This is a genomic window from Fulvivirga imtechensis AK7 (assembly GCF_000331535.1).
In the GTDB taxonomy this organism is placed as follows: Bacteria; Bacteroidota; Bacteroidia; order Cytophagales; family Cyclobacteriaceae; genus Fulvivirga; species Fulvivirga imtechensis.
The window spans coordinates 1-16,619 of record NZ_AMZN01000026.1 but is presented as its reverse complement, the minus strand read 5'-3'; the positions used below and the strand labels follow the sequence as shown (position 1 = coordinate 16,619).

18 protein-coding genes are annotated in these 16,619 nt (G+C 41.9%); 5 read left to right on the top strand and 13 right to left on the bottom strand.

The genetic code is table 11. The features are described from left to right. Positions 1-53 precede the first annotated feature (53 nt). Positions 54-1,340: a UDP-N-acetylmuramoyl-tripeptide--D-alanyl-D-alanine ligase gene (locus C900_RS07730; RefSeq protein WP_009579173.1), complete on the top strand. Its 1,287-nt coding sequence runs from the start codon at positions 54-56 to the stop codon at positions 1,338-1,340. Between the two features lie 161 nt (positions 1,341-1,501). Here the strand turns inward: C900_RS07730 and C900_RS07725 are convergent, their stop codons facing one another. The 12 genes from C900_RS07725 to C900_RS07670 form a co-directional block, all read right to left on the bottom strand. Beyond that, a complete protein-coding gene (locus tag C900_RS07725) occupies positions 1,502-2,335 on the bottom strand; it encodes an inositol monophosphatase family protein (protein ID WP_009579172.1) in 834 nt (277 codons plus the stop codon). Next, positions 2,322-3,110, bottom strand: a complete 789-nt coding sequence (locus tag C900_RS07720) for a hypothetical protein (protein WP_040496109.1) — start codon at positions 3,108-3,110, stop codon at positions 2,322-2,324. The genes C900_RS07725 and C900_RS07720 overlap by 14 nt, the downstream gene beginning before the upstream one ends. Continuing rightward, positions 3,097-3,777 carry a 16S rRNA (cytidine(1402)-2'-O)-methyltransferase gene (rsmI, locus tag C900_RS07715; RefSeq protein WP_040496107.1) on the bottom strand — a complete coding sequence of 227 codons (681 nt, stop codon included), beginning with the start codon at positions 3,775-3,777 and terminating at the stop codon, positions 3,097-3,099. Before rsmI ends, C900_RS07720 begins: the two co-directional genes overlap by 14 nt. A gap of 198 nt (positions 3,778-3,975) precedes the next feature. Continuing rightward, positions 3,976-4,206, bottom strand: coding sequence for a 4a-hydroxytetrahydrobiopterin dehydratase (locus C900_RS07710; protein ID WP_009579169.1), 231 nt, complete (start codon positions 4,204-4,206; stop codon positions 3,976-3,978). Between the two features lie 5 nt (positions 4,207-4,211). Then, the gene (locus C900_RS07705; RefSeq protein WP_157493941.1) at positions 4,212-4,937 is read right to left on the bottom strand and encodes a class I SAM-dependent methyltransferase; all 726 of its coding nucleotides are present in this window, start codon (positions 4,935-4,937) and stop codon (positions 4,212-4,214) included. A 27-nt stretch (positions 4,938-4,964) separates the two neighbouring features. Then, positions 4,965-5,252: a DUF493 family protein gene (locus tag C900_RS07700; protein ID WP_009579167.1), complete on the bottom strand. Its 288-nt coding sequence runs from the start codon at positions 5,250-5,252 to the stop codon at positions 4,965-4,967. Between the two features lie 69 nt (positions 5,253-5,321). Continuing rightward, positions 5,322-7,409: a peptidylprolyl isomerase gene (locus C900_RS07695; protein ID WP_040496105.1), complete on the bottom strand. Its 2,088-nt coding sequence runs from the start codon at positions 7,407-7,409 to the stop codon at positions 5,322-5,324. Between the two features lie 87 nt (positions 7,410-7,496). Next, positions 7,497-8,780: a hemolysin family protein gene (locus C900_RS07690; RefSeq protein ID WP_009579165.1), complete on the bottom strand. Its 1,284-nt coding sequence runs from the start codon at positions 8,778-8,780 to the stop codon at positions 7,497-7,499. 165 nt (positions 8,781-8,945) lie between these two features. Next, positions 8,946-9,476, bottom strand: coding sequence for an LPS export ABC transporter periplasmic protein LptC (lptC, locus tag C900_RS07685; RefSeq protein WP_083867453.1), 531 nt, complete (start codon positions 9,474-9,476; stop codon positions 8,946-8,948). Between the two features lie 59 nt (positions 9,477-9,535). Beyond that, a complete protein-coding gene (locus C900_RS07680; protein ID WP_157493940.1) occupies positions 9,536-10,840 on the bottom strand; it encodes a tetratricopeptide repeat protein in 1,305 nt (434 codons plus the stop codon). Positions 10,841-10,856: 16 nt separating this feature from the next. Continuing rightward, positions 10,857-12,134, bottom strand: a complete 1,278-nt coding sequence (gene bamG / locus C900_RS07675; protein ID WP_040496103.1) for a BamG family beta-barrel-assembly machinery protein — start codon at positions 12,132-12,134, stop codon at positions 10,857-10,859. Then, entirely contained in the window at positions 12,127-12,837 is a 711-nt protein-coding gene (locus C900_RS07670; protein ID WP_009579161.1) for a type III pantothenate kinase, read from the bottom strand. The genes bamG and C900_RS07670 overlap by 8 nt, the downstream gene beginning before the upstream one ends. Positions 12,838-12,949: 112 nt before the next feature. Here C900_RS07670 and C900_RS07665 point away from each other — a divergent pair, with 112 nt between their 5' ends. From C900_RS07665 to C900_RS07655, 3 genes are all read left to right on the top strand, one after another. Continuing rightward, positions 12,950-14,026: an anhydro-N-acetylmuramic acid kinase gene (locus tag C900_RS07665; protein ID WP_009579160.1), complete on the top strand. Its 1,077-nt coding sequence runs from the start codon at positions 12,950-12,952 to the stop codon at positions 14,024-14,026. 49 nt (positions 14,027-14,075) lie between these two features. Continuing rightward, positions 14,076-14,285, top strand: coding sequence for a pinensin family lanthipeptide (locus C900_RS07660; RefSeq protein WP_009579159.1), 210 nt, complete (start codon positions 14,076-14,078; stop codon positions 14,283-14,285). Positions 14,286-14,791: 506 nt separating this feature from the next. After that, positions 14,792-16,291: a sodium:proton antiporter gene (locus C900_RS07655; protein ID WP_040496135.1), complete on the top strand. Its 1,500-nt coding sequence runs from the start codon at positions 14,792-14,794 to the stop codon at positions 16,289-16,291. Here the strand turns inward: C900_RS07655 and C900_RS30950 are convergent. Then, positions 16,259-16,507, bottom strand: coding sequence for a hypothetical protein (locus tag C900_RS30950; RefSeq protein WP_051052801.1), 249 nt, complete (start codon positions 16,505-16,507; stop codon positions 16,259-16,261). The two genes, C900_RS07655 and C900_RS30950, sit on opposite strands and share 33 nt — an antisense overlap. Between C900_RS30950 and C900_RS31105 the strand changes: the two genes are divergently transcribed. Beyond that, the gene (locus tag C900_RS31105) at positions 16,478-16,570 is read left to right on the top strand and encodes an avidin-fold protein (RefSeq protein WP_483788251.1); all 93 of its coding nucleotides are present in this window, start codon (positions 16,478-16,480) and stop codon (positions 16,568-16,570) included. The two genes, C900_RS30950 and C900_RS31105, sit on opposite strands and share 30 nt — an antisense overlap. Positions 16,571-16,619 lie beyond the last annotated feature (49 nt).

Here is a 16,619-nt window from a genome sequence, read left to right as displayed (position 1 = left end):
ACAGGGGTTAATAAAATTAAAAATTAATATATCTTAGCACTAAACGAGGCATTATGATCGCAAATTTATATCAGCATTACCTAAAGTGCAGGAAAATTAACACTGATACTCGGCAGATTGATCACGGATCTATATTTTTTGCATTAAAAGGGCCTAAATTCAATGCTAATGAGTTTGCGTCTGAAGCCCTGGCTAAAGGAGCCTCATTTGCAGTTATTGATGATGCGAGGTATAGGGAAGATGAACGCTATATTTTGGTTGATAATGTGTTGAAAACTCTGCAAGAACTTGCACGTCATCATCGCGATCAGCTAAATATTCCTGTTATAGGCCTTACGGGCTCCAATGGTAAGACCACCACAAAGGAGCTGATAAATGCTGTTTTGAGCAGAAAATATAATGTGTTAGCCACCAAAGGCAATCTTAATAATCATATTGGCGTGCCGTTGACAGTCCTGTCCATACTTGAGGATGATCATGATATGGCCATAGTAGAAATGGGGGCTAATCATGTTGGGGAAATACAACAATTGTGCGAGATTGCCAACCCCACACATGGACTGATCACCAATATTGGCAAAGCTCATCTGGAGGGCTTTGGAGGGTATGAAGGTGTAATCAGGGCCAAGAGCGAGCTTTATCATCACCTGATCAGAACTTCAGGTGTGGTTTGGATCAACTCGCAAAACGAAGTGCTGAATAACATGGCCAAGCGCTTTGCCAATCCTCTTTTTTACCCGGCAAAGGGAGATTATTACCACTGTGAATTTTTGAAAGCTTCCCCGTTTGTGGAGGTAGAGGCTGAAAATGGGGAGCACATTACAACTCAGTTAATTGGGAAGTACAATTTCGAAAATATAGCTGTGGCCCTATGCATCGGCAAGTTTTTTAATGTACCTGAAGATGAGGCTAACCAGGCGGTAGCTGAATATACTCCACAAAATAACCGCTCCCAGATTATCAGAAAGGGGAGTAATATGGTGATCCTCGATGCGTATAATGCCAACCCAAGCTCGATGGCTTTAGCGATAGAGAACCTGGCACAGATGGAGGCCAGACATAAGATAGTGATCCTCGGGGATATGAAAGAACTGGGGCCGGAAAGTGCTTCCGAACATGAGAAGCTGGGTGCTGAACTTTCGGGTAAACATCTGACGGACATTTATTTGTGTGGAGAATTGATACAGCCCGCAGAGAAGCATTTGAGCAGAGCGCACTATTTCCCAACCAAAGTGGAGCTGATCGAAGCACTTAAAACTGTTAAGTTTAAAGATGCTGTTATTTTGGTCAAGGCTTCAAGAAGCCTGGGCTTGGAGGATGTGGTCGAATATATCCGGTGACAGTTTATAGTTCACCGTTCTCAGTTCTCAGTTTTCTCTTACTTCGGACTCCCTGTCTTTTTAACATTCATGTGATGAGACTTGCTCTGAGCAAACAATGACCCGATGAACTGAACATCACCGGTTACCGATCACTGATTACTTCACCCACTCAAGACTCATTACTGCCTGCTGCTTTTGCCTACCGCGACCTGATCAGGGTTTCCGTTCCACAATCCATTGATAACTTTTAACATATCTTTATGGACATTACCAGCGGCTACTATTTCCCCGCCAAACAAGAAGTTGTTTCCTCCGCTGAAATCGGTAACAAAGCCACCCGCTTCCTGTACTATAATAATGCCAGCGGCAACATCCCAGGGCTTGAGGTTGTACTCAAAAAAACCTTCAAATCTACCACAGGCTGTGTAGGCCAGGTCTACAGCAGCGCTTCCCAGGCGCCTGAGACCATGTGTCTGTTGCATAAAACTATCAAGGATGTTGAGATAGGTAGACATTTTGCCAAAGTCATGGTAGGGAAAGCCTGTTGCCAAGAGGCTGTTGCCAAGCTCATTTACTTCAGATACCTTTATGAGTTCTCCATTGCAATATGCTGAGCCGCCTTTAGTAGCGTAAAAGCATTCATCGCGATTTATCTCATAAATTACACCCAGCACAACATGATTATGAAATGTCAAAGCAAGACTGATGGCATATACAGGGAGCCCGTGAGTGAAGTTTGTTGTGCCATCAAGCGGGTCGATTATCCAATTATATTCTCCCTGTTGCGTTGATGCAGTCCCTTCCTCAGTAATAAAACCTGCCTCTGGCACTATTTGGCGGCAGCCGTCAACCAGTTTTCTCTCCGCTTCTTTGTCTACATAGGAAACCAGATCGTTGAAACCTTTATGTTCAATATCTGAGGTTTTAAAATTTTTACTTTCCGATCTGATAAAATCGCCCACCTCCTGAGTGAGTGTTTTTACGGATTTAAGTACGGGATCAAGGTCTCTCATTAGTTCTTACTTCTCTCTTTACAAAACTATACAATAGTAGTAACACAGAAATCCAGACGGCTGTTTTCCCGATAAACTCACTGCTGCCATATGCCTGTTTTTCTAAGGCGCTTCCACCTGATACCAGGTCTTTGTGTGTTATTGCTATAGCGTCTGTGGCCAAAAAGAATGGCACACAGGTAACAATAATAGCTGCAATAAGACCAGCCCATCGGATGTTCCCATTAAAAAGAGCATTATCTTTAAATACGCAGTAAAATAGCAGTATATTAATGATCAGTATCCATAAGCTTACGCCCAAAAATCCTGTGTAAATATTCCATGAGATAAGCTCAGGGTGATCGCTAAAAACACTGCCTAGAAAAAATCCGGCAAATACCGGTTGGAACTGAAGAAGCAAATATTCCAGGGCCAGCCAATATATAGGGATTGTGAAGAATCCCAGCCGGTTGCGTGCGTATTTATTAGTGAAACCATAAATAGCAAAGGGAAGTAGCATAATAATAGCATGGAAAACAGGCTGGATATGGGAGATCAGATTTTCATTAGAATAAGCTGCGTTCCAAAGCAGGAATGTGGTTGCAAGAACGATAAAAATTTTGACGTAAAGAGATAATTTTGCTGAGGCCTCTTTTTGTCTATTATAAAACAATGTAAAAAGCGGTGCCAGACCCAGAAATGTCAAAAATGGCATGGCGGCTATCAATTTTCCTAAAGAAAGAAAGATGATAGCTGTGGCCATGAGTATCAAGTCTCTTGTTTTATTTTTTCCCATCGATCACTACAACTATTTCTCCTTTTACCTGTCCTTTTTCGAAATATGTTTTAATATCTTTCAAACTGCCATTGACCGTTTCTTCATGCAGTTTCGTCAGTTCACGAGATACCGAGGCCTGCCTGTCTTCCCCAAAATGTTCAATAAACTGATCCAGCGCTTTTACCAGCCGGTGTGGCGATTCATATAGTATGATGGTTCGCTCTTCCTGTGCTAAAAACTCAAGTCGTGTTTTACGACCCTTTTTATGAGGCAGGAACCCTTCAAAGACAAATTTATCTGATGGTAATCCGGATTTTACCAGTGCGGGAACAAAAGCCGTAGCGCCAGGAAGGCATTCCATTTTAACATCAGCCTTCAAACATTCCCTTACCAATAAAAACCCAGGGTCTGAAATAGAAGGGGTGCCCGCATCTGAGATCAGGGCCATGGTCTCCCCTGCTTTCATTCTTTCTACGAGTTGGGTTACCGCCTTATGCTCATTAAAAATATGATAGCTCTGTAAAGGCCTGGAAATTTCATATCGCTTTAAGAGCTTTCCTGAAGTCCTGGTATCTTCGGCAAGTATTACGTCTACAGATTTGAGTACGTTGATGGCCCGAATGGTAATGTCTTCTAAGTTACCTATTGGGGTAGGCACAAGATACAATTGGGTTGCTTGTTCCAAATGAAAATAGTTATGATGCTAAAATAAGAAACTTAAAGCGGCCATAGTACCTGCAAAAACAGTTCATCAGGGATTCACTGTGTCATGTAGCCTTAGCGAGACAAATATAGAAGTTTTGGTACACGAAACAAGCTTCATATCGCATAGCAATATATGAAACCGGGCACCATCCATCGAAGCTCCGCTAAACGACCTGATTTATAACAATTTATCAATTTCTCTGGCTAATGAGTGATCTTTTTCTGTCACTTTGTCACCAGCGTCATGGGTGTTTAGCTCAAAGCTCACTTGGTTATATACATTAGACCAGTTGGGGTGGTGGTTCATTTTTTCAGCTACTATGGCCACCTTGGTCATAAAGCCAAAAGCTTCTTTAAAATCTTTGAATTCAAAGGTTTTCTTTAGTTTATTATCTTCCTCTTTCCACATAACTGTTATTTTTTTGTTCCTGATATTATATATTGAAACTGAAGGCCTGACTCATCTACTTCAATGTTTTCAAACCCTGCCCGCAACAGCTCATTTGTAGCCTCATCAGGGGAGATTTTCACTTCTTCCGGGGGGCCAACGGGCATTGCCCCTGCTTTGTAATCTACAATCACCAGTTGTCCTCCAGGTTTTAGACCTTTCTTTACTTTGTCTAAGTAGTTAACACGGTTATCCAGAAAATGATAGGTGTTTACCAGCAGGGCTGCATCCACTTCGTTTTTATTCAAAAGCGGATCATCTTCTAGTGATAAACGAGTCTCTACGGCATTTTCCGGAATGATGTGCAACAGTTCCGTCCTTCGCTCTTCAATGTAGTTTAAAAAGCGTTCATCGATATCAATTGCAATTACCCGGGCGCCTTTTTCAGCCATTCTGAAGGTGAAGTAGCCTGTTCCGGCACCAATGTCGGCCACCACCTTTCCGCGGAGGTCATTTAGCTTTTCAACCACTAATTGCGGGTTCTGCCATTCGCTACGCTCCGGGTCCTCATAGGTTTCCACCAGGTTCTGAAAGCCCTGAATATCAAAATTGTCAGCTTCTCCTTCCATGGATAATGCTGTAGTATCAATATCTACCGAAGTATCCGCTTTCTCTTTACCTTCCTGCTTATTGCACGAAAGTAAGAGGGTCACAGTTGCTAACAATAATATGGAAGTTGTTTTGAAGGTCACCAGATTAGCATGTTTTAGGGAGGAATGTTACAGGGCAATGACGCCTTCTACCTTATTGGCCTCCAGGTAGTATTCCACTACTTTGTCACTTGATTGGATCATAACTTCTGCAGTAATACTTACGTAGTTGCCATTGCTGGAGAACTTTTCCCTGGTCATATGATTGCTGAAAAGCTGCTTGATCTCGTCCTCCTTTCCTTTCGGAACAATAAACTTAAATGTATATAAAGAAGGCCAATCGTACTCTTTGTCAAGCTTTTCTTTAAATGAATCTATCGAGCTACCTTCCATGGCTTCCAATATTTTGTTATCCACATTTCCTTTTAAATAACAAAAGCGGAGCTCAAAGTTCTCCGCTTTTGATCATATTATCTTTTATGAAGATCAATAGAACTTATAGCGTTCATCTTCGATCTCAGCGTACTCCTTAATAGCTTCGGTTATGCTGAAGCTGATCCTGTTTTGCAAATTCTGCTGCAACTGGTTTTTATAAGCCGAGTAGTCAGCTATTTCAGGTGAGGCAGTTTTATTTTGCATCTCTATAATCAGTACACCGTTTTCTGAAGAAAAAGGTTGCGTTTTTTCTCCACTTTTAAGAGAAAATGCCTTTCCCACGGCCTTAGGATCATAACCTACATTAGGCAAAGAGTTTGAATTCAATTTCAAATCACTGGAAGTGTAGATATTGGCATCATCGCCATATGCTGCTGCTATTTCTTCTAAAGAGCCGGAAAGTCCTTTTAACTTGTTAATGATCTGCTCCCCTTTTAGTTCATTCTTTACTTTAGCAGTGATCTCATTTTTTACCGCTTTCAGGCTCTGGTGTCCTTCTTTAATTTCGCCTGTCATAACTGCCACCACATATTGATTATCCAACTCAAAAACCTCTGACACATCACCTTTTGAAGCATCTCTGAATAGCCACTGTACAACAGTACGGGCATCGCTTAGAGTAGCTATTCTGCGGTCATTTTTCTTTACTCTTTCAACAGGGATAATAGTTATAGAGTCATTTTTGGCATTATCCTCGAATGATTCAATGCTGCTGCTGTTAGAAGCGAAAAGATCCGCTTTTCTGAAAGCATCATTTCTGGTTTCATCGCTTGAGATTATGCTTCTTTTGATAGTAGCTATCTTATAAGCGGTATTGGTTTTTGGCTCATCCACTTTGATGATATGATATCCGAAGTCAGTTTTTACCACATCATTTAAAAGACCCGGCTCCTTAGCATTGAATACTGCATTTTCAAATTCTGCTACCATTCTTCCTGATTCGAACCATCCCAGGTCACCCCCTCGTGAAGCGGTGCCGTCAGTACCGTGCTGTCTTGCCATGGCAGCAAAGCTCGCGCCTTGCTTTATTTCGTTTAGGATCCTTCTGGCCTCCTTCCTTGCTTCTTCGTCTTCTCCTTTGATAAGAATATGGCTTGCTTTTGCATATGCAACTGTATCTTCAAATATCTCTGATATTTTATAAAGTACAAATCCATCGGAGGCTAGATATGGACCACGTACGTCACCCTCACTCAGGTTGCCTTCATTGGCCTTCAACTGGGTGGGAAGCGTGCCGGTGTGGTATTTTGAGAAGAAAATATCACTTTCAGTTTGGGTGCCAGCGTAGATGGAGTCATTGTTTACTGTCTTAAATTCTTCCTTGAGCTCCATCATTTCCTCCTTCACAAAAGTAGTATCTTCTTTTGATGGTTCTATTGAGAAGGTAACATACTTAAGACCTCGTGTATGTTCCACTTTATACTTTTCCTTGTTTTCATTGTAGTACTTTTCCAACTGGCCGTCTGTGACACTAACGGCTGAATCGCTCACTGCATAGAAAGGAACATATAAATATTTTACTTCGGCAACATCATTTTGAGCAGCGTATTCTTTTTGAGCCTCAGCGGAAGTTACATAGCTGGTTTTGAGCAGCAGGTTTTCATACTTCAGCCTTTCTCTTGCAGGTTTCAGGTTGCTTTTGATCATGTACCAGTAGTTTTGGTAGATGGGCGCCTGATTTTCGTAATTGTTAAGGAAATCTAGAAACAACTGCCTGTCAAATTCACCTGTTTCAGGATTGGTAAAGAAACCACGAACGGTAGGATCCTGGTTTTTGCCCTGCATTATATCCCATACCTCGTCAGCAGTTACTTCAATACCCACTTTCTCGTATTGTTTATTGAAGGCATATTTGGTGATGAGCAGATCCCAGGCCTGTTGCCTCATTGTAGGTCTTTCGTTCTCAGAAGGCTGCCTGTTATATTGCAGTGCATAAAAGCTCTCACGCTCCTGTATCACACGTTGAAATTCCTGTAAAGAAATATCTTCGCCTGCTATTTCACCTACTTGGTTATCGTTGTTGAACAGTCCTGATCCACTTCCCAGCAGGTCAGCCAGAATGAAAGCAAAAATAGCCAGGGCTACGAAAGCCACCACTACCTTACCCATCTTATTCCTTAGAGTGTTGATTAATGCCATGTTAAATTACTCAGTTGCTTAGTTTTCAAAGAGGCGCAAATTTAAACAGTATCCTACTAAAATCAAACTACATCAGAAGTAGCCTGTCTATTTATTTTCCCTGCCCTTTTTTTCTATGGTTAGTTTTACAATATTTATACGGATATCATTGGTCGACTGGATGGTGAATGTAAATGGCGACAGCGTTACCATATCACCTTCCTGTGGCAGGTCTTCTGTCACCGAAAGTATCAGTCCGCCAAGCGTTTCGTAGTCTCCCGTAGGCAGCCCCCAGTCATATTTATCATTCAGGTAGTCAATTTCATGCCTGGCGCTGAGCAAATAGTTCTGATTATCCAGCTTCTGCTCCACCCAGTCTTCTACGTCATGCTCATCCTGTATCTCACCAAATATTTCTTCGATGATATCTTCAATGCTCACAATGCCCGAAGTACCTCCATATTCATCTACCACCAGCGCCAGGCTTTTTCTTTCGCTGATAAATTGTATCATGAGTTCATTGGCCAGCATGGTTTCCGGTACAATGATGATGGGGGTCAGGATCTCGGCAATGGTCTTTGGTTTTTTAAATAGTTCTAATGAATGACAGTAGCCGATCACATCATCTATGGATTCCTTGTAAACGATGATCTTGGAATGCCCACTATCAATAAAGGCTTTTTTCAGCTCTTCGATATTATCTTCAATGTCTACAGCTACTATTTCAGTTCGGGGAATCATACACTCCCTGATCCGTATAGTTTTAAATTCGAGCGCGTTATTAAATATTTTGGTGTCAACCTCTACATTGGTATCCTCATCTGAAACAAGTGTATTTTTAATGTAGTTGTTGAGATCAGTAAGACCAAATGCAGGCCGGTCTTCAGAGTATTCCAGTCCAATTACCCTGGTAATGATCAATTTTGACGCTCCTACCACAGCCCACACTACCGGCCCCATGAGCCAGTAAATAATAAACATAGGAATAGCTAAAATGGTCAGCATCCAGTTCGGATTGATCAGGAAGATGCTTTTTGGAAGAAATTCAGCGGTTAATAATACGATTACAGTAGATAAGATGGTTTGAACGATCAAAACCGTGACCTCATTATAAAACATCCCGGGGATGGATTCCCTGATAATAGGGTCCAGCAACTTTGCCATGAAAACACCATAGATCACCAAAGCAATAGTGTTGCCAATGAGTGTAGTGCCAATAAACCTCGATGGGTTGTTGATGAAGGTAGAGAGCATTTTGCCTACTCTGAATCCCTTTTTGGCCTGTAGCTCGATATGCAATCTGTCGGCAGAGACAAAAGCTATCTCTATGCCGGAAAAGAAAGCCGAAAATAATAAAGTCAGAAGTATAGGAACAGCCAATGTCAGGTCCATTATCAGGATTTGTCTTTTTTGTCTTTTATAAGTTTATATAAAAATAAGAGACTCACGCATAACATAAAAATCCAATACGAGAAGGCGAATCCCACTGTCATCAACTGATGAATACCAATTACAAAAAGGGCAACGCATGCTGACAATATGAGGGTAGGAACTAATTTATTCATCTTCCAGGTAAAATATACCTTCCGGCTCCGTTATTTCATATGAGGAGAAGTCTTGCTTTGCGGTAAGTCCACGCCCGTACAGCACCTGATCAGGTAATTTGATAGTAACGAATTTATCTGTATACATTCTTTCCTGGTCGGGTTTCCAAAAAAGCTCTTCTGTATTAAGCTGTTGGTTATTCTCAATGCTTTTTATCTCTACATCTCCGCGTCCTCTCCATACATCTTGTTCTTTGGTATAAATGGCTTCATTAGCCCTCAGGGTGGAGGTCATCTTGCCGGCTTCATTGAAAAATTCCATATACAGTCCCTCAGGGAATTCCTGGTTGCCGTTGGCGAACTCCAGCATCTTCTTAGCGGTTAGTTTTACCTTCACAGTAGCCGATTCGCTGTAGTATAGTTCTATATTTTCAGCCTCACGCAATGGCCCTGTATATGGCTGGAGGTCTTTGGGGACATGATCACTTTTATCGCAGGAAGCGAATGTAAGTAACAAAAATATTATAAAGAATGGTTTTTTCATGAAGTAAAAAAGGCCACAGAGAATATTTCTCTACGGCCTTTTATTTTTTTTACCGGTTCTCAATCTCTACTTCTGATAGTGGTAGTCTCATTGATCCAGCAGTTGACAGTTAACTTATCTCCTTTAGTATAATCGTATGAGAAGATCTCTTCTTTCGAAGGAAATTGCTCTTGTGCAGACTGCATTCCTCTTGTATTACCAGCTCTCTCAAACATATCGTAAGCTGCCAGGAATACCGCTCTGTCCTTTACAATATCTTTTTCTTCCTTACACTGGTTGAAGCTGTTAAAGTACAGGTTTCCAATCGCAGAATAAGCATCTTTGTTGGCAGGATCTACAGAAAGTGCTTTTCTATACATATCTCTGGCCGCAGCGCCACTTTTCATAGAACCTAGCATGATGTACATCTCAGCTTTTTGAGCAGGATCTTCCGTAAGTTCAAGAGCGCTGTTGAAGTATTTTTCAGCTCTTTCGTTTTCTCCACTGCCTTTAAACTTCAGCCCCAGGTTTTTAGCCAATCCATAGCTTGGTTCCTGGTCCTGGATCACTTTCCCGGCCTCAAGCCATAAAGGATCATCAGTACATTTGCCATTAAGCATAAAGGCAAAGATCTTTTTAGCCAGTTTCAGGTCATTAGGATTTTTCTCAAATTTGGGAGCAAGGTTTGTTCTAACGAAATCACAGTTCACGTCCACCACGCTTACCAATAAACCATCGATTGTTCCTTTATAATCAGATAGCTTGTCAGCGTATTTGCCGCCCTGGTTAATATTGTGATCGATCACTTCCATGATCTTGTCATACCTCTCAAGGATCTCAGTATCAGAAAGGTTGTCAAGATATTTTTTGTTGTAAACCACCACACTCATGTAGGGAACATGCATATAATAGTCTACATTATCGCCATTAAGTGAATATGCCTCATCAAACAGCTTCAATACGTTTTGCAGTTCATTCTTTTTCTTCACGTTATATCGATATGCAGAATAAGCCTTACGCGCCATAACATCGGCCTTCTCGTTACAATTTGCAATTCTCATATCATAGATCAACATTAGAGAGTCGATATAAACCTGTTGTTTTTCTTCATCTTTTGTTTCCTCGATCAGGCCCTTGTATATTTTCTCGCCATTGATATAAATGGAGGTATTTAATGATGGTGCATTTTTCAGCAACCACAGATGAGGGGCTTTTGCAGCCTGAAAGTCTCCGTTTCTTAGGGCATCTGTATAAAGAACGTTTTTCTCTTCAGCCGAAGATCTGTCTTCCGGCCAGTTCCAACCTTCACATTGTGCCTGTGCAAAAAAGGGCATCAATGCGATAGCTCCTAATAATAAGATGCGTTTCATCATTTTACTGTTCATAACTATATTAAATTACTTAATCATATTTTCTCTTAATAAACCATTGGTCGTTGAAGTTGATGCCGAGGTACGCCTTGTAGTAACTCTCAGCGATCAGGTTATCATCCACATTTCCTCGTCTTCCATATTTGAAAGCCATATCAAGACTGGAAAAACGACCCACTGGTAAAGACCAGCCAAAATTAATGCCAAAGTCTTTAACTTGCTTACCGTTGATCACATAAGGGGTCTCTTCATAAGAAAAACCCATTCTATAGGTGACCCTTTTGAGATAGCTGCTCACAGAGCCGGGATCAGGAGCAAACTCACCCCCCAGCGCTATTTTGAATGAATTTCCTAAAAAATCATCACTATTGCCATCAAAATCCTTATAATCGGTCCATTGCTGCATTCTGACATCGATACCTGCGCTCCATTTTAATCCGTTGTTTAACGAAATGCCTGCGCCTATAGCCTGAGGTATGGTAATATTGCCACGGGAGTCATCTCTTAATGTATCCAGGAACACGCGCTGATCCAATACCTCAAGCCCCCAGGTCTCAAATAGCTTAGCATTAATATCTGATTTAAAATCATAAGTTAGGCCTACTTTCAAATGGATCCTATTGTTAAAGATAGAATCTTTGTTCAGAGCAATACCTGCTGTGAAAAGGAAATCGGATGCATTCAGTCTTTCGCGCTTTGTTGGAGAAAAACTGGTAGCAACATTGCCATCCAATAATCGATTCGAAAAATCCGTTTCAATGGAGCTGAATAAATATGTGGCCTTTAAACCTACATATAGATATTTATTTACCGCTACACCATTGGACCAATAAAATTGATTAAAGCCTCCCGAGCCTGCTTCTGTTATTCTTGCTTCCGTATCAGCTCCCTGCACCTGATCTACATAACTAAATTTATAATCCACGTTGCTATAGGGCATCAAACCTATTGAGGTAGTCCACCATCCCGGCTTGATGGGAAAAGCCGTGGCGAGGTAGTTCAGGTTTCCACCACCGTTACTTTCTGATGCGGCAGCATTTTCAACGGTGCGGTTTTCGCCAATAAATCCAGCGGAAAAAACAGTGAGCGAATTGTAGGGTAACAGTGCGGGATTAAGGTTATTGAGGTACCAAAAGTTGCCGTTGCTGATGCCGATACCACCCATCCCCTGATTATGGACTAATCCCATATCATAGATGTCGCCAATTCCCCTGGCCATAAATGGCGATTTGGCAGCCTGCCCCCAAGCAGAAAAAGTGATGAAGCATACGGCAATTGTAAATAGAATATTTTTTTTGTACTTACACATTGTAAAGTAAAATCCGGTTTAAACCCCTAAGAACCAATTCAGGGGCTGCAAATATGCTAGCTTTAAGTCTGTTTTCAAAGAATTTAGCGTCCCCACCGCACATTATAATCTGCAAATCTGCAAATTTATCGCAATACTGGCGAATTATTTCAGTAATTTCGGCTATCGTGCCGTTTACTACACCGCTCAAAATGGAGCCTTTTGTGGACTGCCCGATCAGGGGTGTTTCTTCTTCAAAGTTTATCAACGGCAGATTGGCTGTAAAAGTATGCAGGGCCTGGAATCTCATTTTTATACCCGGGGAAATACCGCCACCATGATAAATACCCTGGCTATCGAGGAGATCATAAGTAAAACATGTGCCGGTATCTATTACCAGGCAATTAGCTCCGGGAAGCATTTCCTGGGCTCCAGCTACAGCCGCTATCCGGTCCAATCCCAGGGTATCGGGAGTTTTGTATGCTATTTTGAATGGCAATGGAATATCGTGTCTCAGGATCAAAGCGCCTTCACCACCTAAACGACTGACAATATCTGAAGGTTTGACACTCACAGAGCTTATGATTATGTTATCCGGGGCATATGTGCCAACGATGTCGGGTAAATGATCTAACTTAACATCGGTAATCACCTTTTGCAGCATGGAACCTTCAAAAAGGCCGGCTTTTGCAAAAGTATTACCGAAATCAAGTGCTAAATTCATTTTTGGTCTTTGTCTGGGTATTCTAATTGTTTAGAAATCAGCGGGCCACCACTTGACATCCGGTTTTGTGAGGACTAACTAGTGCTTATAGCTTTTTGAACGGTGCAAAATTATGAAAAATAATGACAACTATAAAGTAATAGGGCTAATGTCGGGAACGTCTTTGGATGGACTTGATATAGCTTATTGTGAATTTACACGGGAAGATGGCAGATGGTCGTTTATACTTCAAAAAGCTGAAACTATCGAATATCAGCGGGAACTTCACGAAAAATTGCAATCGGGAACGGAATTATCCGGCTTGGAATTAACCGCTTTGGACGTGCAATTGGCGCTGTGGATGGGCAAGGGAGTTAATACTTTTATTAGAAAGCACGATCTTTCACCAGACCTGATAGCCTCTCATGGGCATACGATCTTTCACCAGCCGGAAAGGGGAATAACTTTGCAGATCGGTAAGGGAAGCACACTGGCTGCTGTTACGGGCCTACCGGTGGTTTTTGATTTCCGGTCGCTGGATGTAGCGTTGGGTGGTCAGGGCGCCCCGCTGGTGCCTATCGGAGATCAATTACTCTTTCATAAATACGATTTCTGTCTCAATCTGGGAGGTATTGTGAATATCTCATATGAATCCGGTGGAGTACGTTATGCGCTGGATATTTGTCCAGGTAACATGCCTTTGAATTATTTGGCGGCTAAGGAAGGCATGCCTTATGATGCAGGCGGTGATATGGCTCGCAGTGGGCGACTTATTCCTGATCTGCTTCGGGAACTTAATGCATTAAAATATTACAGCCTGTCAGGTCCTAAATCTTTAGGTTATGAATGGGTAAGGGCGGAAGTTTTGTCATTATTGGAAAGCAACAGCAGCCCGGTGGTCGACTTGATGTATACAATAGTGGAACATATCAGCTATCAAATAGCACAACTTATCAGCCAGACGGGCCGGACCGGGAGGCTGTTAATCACCGGAGGGGGAGCTTTTAACAACTATTTGATAGAACGTATGAAAGCTTATTTGCCCGCCAATATTGTCGTTGAAGTACCTTCAGCAGAGATCATCAGCTATAAAGAGGCCATTATTTTTGCCTTTCTGGGCGTACTTAGGTTGAGGTCTGAAGTTAATTGCCTTTCTAGTGTAACAGGGGCTATGCGTGATAATTGTGGGGGTACTTTGATAGTCATTTGAAATCTCCCTTAAATTTCGTATTTTTTATAGTAACAAAAGGTCAGTTACTATGAGTCGGAGAAAGCTAAATATTGAAACTCTGAAAGTAGAGAGCTTTGTTACTTCAGTATCACAGGCGTGTGCCAAAACAGTTGTTGGCGGGCGTAGCATCATGCCTATTGGAATTATGAGCGATGAGGCACATTGCTCGGAAACCAATCCTGTGGATTGTGACGAAGCTACCGGACTAGGCTCGGGCTGTGAGTTCCACATCGTCTAGTCCTTTATTTTTGGGATATGAATATAAAATATTAATGTCTTAAGGGTGATTCTATGCCCTTTTTTTTATCTGTCATTGAGAAGCGCTCCTCTGCGCTAATAGGAAAAACAAGTTTTTTTGTAGATTTGGGCCGCACTAAATTGTCTATGAAGGACTTCAAATCAAGTTTGAGGGTAAAAAGCCTGAGATTATTTTGAAAGGAGCGATCCAGAGAAGGACGCTCGAGTGGAGTGGTGATCAACTCTCTGCTGGGAGGGCCACTGCTCAAACCATGGCAGTGAAGCTTGTTATCTGAGGTGAGTCTGGAAGATTTAAGATACTTCAGATATGGCTGAAAGATTAACGAATAGAAACTTACCAGGTGAAATAAAAACTCAAATAGCCAATGTCTCGGTCGTAGAAATTGAGTCAATATGTATACCTTTGGCAGCGAACCCTTAATCAACGGGATAAATTGCCTAAGAAGGAATATTTCTGTTATTTTTAGCACAAAAAAGCACGTCTTCGTGAAAAAAGCACTCTATACCATCTTATTCATCAGCATTTTATTTCTCATGGGATCGCCTTCATACGGGGCACAGTCTTCAAATTCCGGCCAGGCAGACAGGCAGGAAGTTGTACAAGATGAGACGCACGACCAGGTGGAAGAAGAACATGAAGCCGATGAGGCACACCATGCTCCCCCGGGCTGGACAGTAATTCCATTTGTACTGTTGTTGTTGATGATTGCCACCGGCCCATTGTTTTACGAACATTTCTGGCATAAAAACTATCCGATCATTGCGGTTGTATTGGCCGTAATGGTTGTGCTTTATTATCTCTTTGCTCTACATAACGTACACGGGCCGGTGCATGCTTTAGCTGAGTATGTACAGTTCATAGCCCTGCTGGCTTCCCTTTACATTGCCTCAGGAGGTATTATGATTGATGTGGATAAAAAGGCAACCCCTCTTGCTAATTTAATTATCCTGCTTACCGGGGCCATTATTTCTAATCTCATTGGTACCACAGGGGCATCAATGCTATTGATCAGGCCTTTTATCAGGTTGAATAAAACCCGGATTAAAGCTTATCATATTATATTCTTCATCTTTATAGTAAGTAATGTGGGGGGCTCACTCACACCAATCGGAGATCCACCTTTGTTTCTGGGGTTTTTAAAAGGTGTTCCTTTCTTCTGGACATTGGAGCATAATCTTTTTCCCTGGCTATTTGCCCTGGCGCTGTTGCTGGCAACATTTTATTTCTTTGACAGGCGCAATACTTCAAACTACGGTCTTTCTGATGAGGAACCTACGTTTACAAATAAAATCAAACTTGTTGGGTTTAGAAACTTTGTATGGCTTGGCGTGGTCATAGGCTCTGTATTCCTGGACCCTAACGTTTTAGACTGGGTGCCTGCAATACATTACGATGGGCAGAAGTTTTCATTTGTAAGAGAGATCATCATGTTCTCCGTTGCATTTTTGTCGTTTAAGTTTGCCAATAAAGGGGCCATTGCCGGGAATGAATTCAGTTTTGAGCCTATTCGCGAAGTCGCGTTTATATTTATCGGAATTTTCGGTACTATGATGCCTGCGTTAGAACTGGTAGGAGGTTTTGCGGCTTCTCCCGAAGGTGCAAAGCTGATCAACCATAACACACTCTATTGGGGCACGGGCATACTGTCTGGCTTTTTGGATAATGCGCCTACATATATCAACTTCCTGACTGCTGCCATGGCTTCACAAGGTGGAAATATTAACAAGATCAGTGAAGTCGTGGCGTTTGCTCAAGGCGGCACTTTCCATGACAGTGTAATGGACCTAAAGGCTATTTCAATAGCTGCGGTGTTTTTTGGAGCGTTAACATACATAGGAAACGGCCCTAACTTTATGGTGAAATCTATCGCAGAGCAGATCGGTATCAAGATGCCATCGTTCTTTGGTTATATTATCCGGTTTTCTATTCCATTCCTGCTGCCGTTGCTCCTGTTAGTATGGCTTGTATTCTTTGCATTTGCTTAGCCAGGTATGATCAACTACAACAACAGAAAATTCCGGTCGGTAAGTAATTCCTATACTTATTCGGGCAGTAAAATCAGGCACGGCCATCTTATTGCCCTGGTTGACGAGGACGGTTCTCTGGATATACGGTACCATCAGGTAAATGCTGCTGGTCAGTTGATGATAGGTACCTGTCACCACCCCTGAATACTTGAGGGTGGGAAAATCCGGCTTCATGAGTGGTGGAAATGGACTTCGGGTGATCTTTCGGAAGGTACTTCTGTCCAGGAGGAGGTGTAATGTATTTAACGTGAGTTCGATATAAAGATACTAATCAGAGGGGCAAAAT

Excerpts from the sequence above, each read along its gene's own strand:
- C900_RS07730 (WP_009579173.1), top strand. The coding sequence starts at position 54 with ATGATCGCAAATTTATATCAGCATTACCTAAAGTGCAGGAAAATTAAC.
- C900_RS07665 (WP_009579160.1), top strand. The coding sequence starts at position 12,950 with ATGAAAAATAATGACAACTATAAAGTAATAGGGCTAATGTCGGGAACG.
- lptC (WP_083867453.1), bottom strand. The coding sequence starts at position 9,476 with ATGAAAAAACCATTCTTTATAATATTTTTGTTACTTACATTCGCTTCC.
- C900_RS30950 (WP_051052801.1), bottom strand. The coding sequence starts at position 16,507 with ATGAAGCCGGATTTTCCCACCCTCAAGTATTCAGGGGTGGTGACAGGT.
- C900_RS07725 (WP_009579172.1), bottom strand. The coding sequence starts at position 2,335 with ATGAGAGACCTTGATCCCGTACTTAAATCCGTAAAAACACTCACTCAG.
- C900_RS07695 (WP_040496105.1), bottom strand. The coding sequence starts at position 7,409 with ATGGCATTAATCAACACTCTAAGGAATAAGATGGGTAAGGTAGTGGTG.
- bamG (WP_040496103.1), bottom strand. The coding sequence starts at position 12,134 with ATGTGTAAGTACAAAAAAAATATTCTATTTACAATTGCCGTATGCTTC.
- C900_RS07710 (WP_009579169.1), bottom strand. The coding sequence starts at position 4,206 with ATGTGGAAAGAGGAAGATAATAAACTAAAGAAAACCTTTGAATTCAAA.
- C900_RS07680 (WP_157493940.1), bottom strand. The coding sequence starts at position 10,840 with ATGAACAGTAAAATGATGAAACGCATCTTATTATTAGGAGCTATCGCA.
- C900_RS07720 (WP_040496109.1), bottom strand. The coding sequence starts at position 3,110 with ATGGGAAAAAATAAAACAAGAGACTTGATACTCATGGCCACAGCTATC.
- C900_RS07690 (WP_009579165.1), bottom strand. The coding sequence starts at position 8,780 with ATGGACCTGACATTGGCTGTTCCTATACTTCTGACTTTATTATTTTCG.
- C900_RS07660 (WP_009579159.1), top strand. The coding sequence starts at position 14,076 with ATGAGTCGGAGAAAGCTAAATATTGAAACTCTGAAAGTAGAGAGCTTT.
- C900_RS07670 (WP_009579161.1), bottom strand. The coding sequence starts at position 12,837 with ATGAATTTAGCACTTGATTTCGGTAATACTTTTGCAAAAGCCGGCCTT.